The sequence below is a fragment of the Mesorhizobium sp. M7A.F.Ca.US.005.03.2.1 genome, assembly GCF_003997795.1.
Lineage (GTDB): Bacteria > Pseudomonadota > Alphaproteobacteria > Rhizobiales > Rhizobiaceae > Mesorhizobium > Mesorhizobium ciceri.
In genome coordinates this window covers 1-2,224 of sequence record NZ_RZRP01000956.1, presented here as the reverse complement: position 1 = coordinate 2,224, position 2,224 = coordinate 1, and the positions used below count along the sequence as shown (strand labels likewise).

Here is a 2,224-nt window from a genome sequence, read left to right as displayed (position 1 = left end):
CCCTATATGAAGGTCGTCATCGACACGATGAAGGAAAAGGGCATCCGCGACGATTATGTCGTGCTGGTCGGCGGCGCACCGCTGAACGAGGAATTCGGCAAGGCCGTCGGCGCCGATGCCTATTGCCGCGACGCGGCGGTGGCGGTCGAGACCGCCAAGGACTTCATGAAGCGCAAGCACAATGTGCGCGCTTCGGCCTGATTGGCCAATTCGGCCTGGACGACAGGAGAAGCCGCGCCCTTGCCGCGCGGCTTTTTTGTTACCAAATGATGAGGTGGCCGCGTGCGGATCAGGGCTTGGTGACGGTGTCCTCGACCGCCTTGGCCGTCGATTTGACATCCCTGCCGACGCCACGGACGGTGTTCGCGCAGGCCGCAAGGGCCAAGGCGCAGGCCAGGATGGCAATCGGCGTGATGCGCAGCAGTTTCATGGACGGTGTCTCCCTCAACAGATAAATTAGCGCCACAACAACGAAGGCCGCTCGACTGGTTCCATGGCCAAGACGCAAAAAACGAAACCGAATCAAGACGACAGGCTGCTCGTCATCGCCTGCGGGATGATTGCGCGCGAAGTTCTGGCCGTCAAGGAACAGCTCGGGCTGGATCACCTCGACCTGACCTGCCTGCCGGCGGAATTCCATTTCTACCCGGACCGCATCGCACCGGCCATGGACAAGGCGATCGAAAAAGCCAAGACCGAAGGCTACAGCAACATCTTCGTCGGCTATGCCGATTGCGGCACCGGCGGTCTGCTCGACCGCATCTGCGAGAAGCATGGCGTCGAGCGCATGGCCGGCCCGCATTGCTTCGCCTTCTACCAGGGCATGGAGGCCTATGCGAAAGTCGCAGACGACGACATGATGTCGTTCTACATGACCGACTTCCTCTGCCGGCAGTTCGACGCTTTCTTCATGAAACCGCTCGGCCTCGACAAGCACCCGGAGTTGATCAAGGACTATTTCGGCAATTACGAGAAGCTGATCTACCTCGCCCAGACCAACGATCCGGAACTCGACAAGGTCGCCGAAAAAGCCGCCAGAATGCTCGATCTCGTCTATGAACGCCGCGCCACCGGTTATGGCGACCTGACGGCCGGGATGGCGCAGGCGGCTGCAGGCGCCTGAAGCAATTCTTGCCCCGCGATGACTCAAGGCTAGATGACAGGCCGCCGTGGACGGGTAAGGTGTGCGCCACAAGCAAACAGACTGCCAGCCATGGAAACGCACTGATGACCCCTCGCCTCTTGATAGCTGCACTCGGCCTCCTCTGTTTGGCCCTGCCCGCCCATGCCGACGGCGAGATACAGAAACTCATCACCCCGGCCGACAAGACGCGGCTCGACAAATATGGCGAGACCCGCAAGGCAGCCCTTGCCGAGGCGAAGACAGGCAACCCGGCCGAGGTCAAGCAACTCGATGCCCTGTTGGCAAAGCCGCTGGTGGCCTTTTCCGACAAGGACCTGACCGGCAACTGGCAGTGCCGCACCATCAAGGCCGGCGGACCTTTGCCGCTCGTCATCTATGGCTGGTTCAAGTGCAAGGTGACCGATGACGGTTCCGGCTGGCGGCTGGAGAAGATCAGCGGCTCGCAGCGCACCAGGGGCCGTTTCTTCGACGATGGCGAGAAACGCGCGATCTATCTCGGCTCCTTCTATGTCAACAGCGATCCGGCAAAGCCCTATGGCAGCGGTCCGCAAACCGACCAGGTCGGCTACGCCTTCCGCAACAGCGCCAAGGAATGGCGCATCGAATTTCCGGCGCCCTACTATGAATCGAAGCTCGATATCATCGAATTCAAGCGCTGACTGTGTATCGAAGAGCTGATCACCAAGGATTAACCCGGACACCCTAGCATCCCGTCTATTGTCGAGAACGGTTGCTTGGAGGGGGCAAGATCCATGGCAGCATCAGAATCCAATACGCGTCCGATCGTGGTCGTCACCGGAGGCGGCCAGCATGTCTGGGCTATGATCAATGCGATCGCCGACCGCGTAGGTCCTGTCAGCGTCGTCCTCGAAACGCCTGAATCCAAAAAGCAATTGCTGCGTGGCCGGGCTCGCCGCCAAGGCTGGATTTCCGCCATCGGCCAGCTTGGCACGATGGTACTGAGTAGGTTGGGCAAGCGATTCCTGGCCGGCCATAGCGCGCGACTGATTGCCGAGGAGAAGCTGGAGGTTGAGCCGCGACCAGGCCAGGAGATCATCCCGGTAGCCTCGGCCAATGGGC

At 60.6% G+C, this 2,224-nt stretch carries 3 protein-coding genes and 2 pseudogenes; 4 read left to right on the top strand and 1 reads right to left on the bottom strand.

The features are described 5' to 3' along the window. Positions 1-201 (top strand): annotated as a pseudogene (locus tag EN991_RS33145) (cobalamin-binding protein); the annotation flags it as partial. Between the two features lie 88 nt (positions 202-289). Here the strand turns inward: EN991_RS33145 and EN991_RS41870 are convergent. Beyond that, the gene (locus EN991_RS41870; RefSeq protein WP_318011966.1) at positions 290-508 is read right to left on the bottom strand and encodes a hypothetical protein; all 219 of its coding nucleotides are present in this window, start codon (positions 506-508) and stop codon (positions 290-292) included. Between EN991_RS41870 and EN991_RS33135 the strand changes: the two genes are divergently transcribed. The 3 genes and pseudogenes from EN991_RS33135 to EN991_RS33125 form a co-directional block, all read left to right on the top strand. After that, a complete protein-coding gene (locus tag EN991_RS33135; protein WP_127370317.1) occupies positions 494-1,123 on the top strand; it encodes a DUF1638 domain-containing protein in 630 nt (209 codons plus the stop codon). The genes EN991_RS41870 and EN991_RS33135 overlap by 15 nt on opposite strands. A 104-nt stretch (positions 1,124-1,227) precedes the next feature. Continuing rightward, positions 1,228-1,803 carry a DUF4893 domain-containing protein gene (locus tag EN991_RS33130; protein WP_013531172.1) on the top strand — a complete coding sequence of 192 codons (576 nt, stop codon included), beginning with the start codon at positions 1,228-1,230 and terminating at the stop codon, positions 1,801-1,803. A gap of 93 nt (positions 1,804-1,896) precedes the next feature. Beyond that, a pseudogene (locus tag EN991_RS33125) lies at positions 1,897-2,224 on the top strand (formyl transferase); the annotation flags it as partial.

Bases quoted from the DNA above. Each gene is read 5' to 3' on its own strand.
- EN991_RS33130 (WP_013531172.1), top strand. From the start codon at position 1,228: ATGACCCCTCGCCTCTTGATAGCTGCACTCGGCCTCCTCTGTTTGGCC.
- EN991_RS33135 (WP_127370317.1), top strand. From the start codon at position 494: ATGGCCAAGACGCAAAAAACGAAACCGAATCAAGACGACAGGCTGCTC.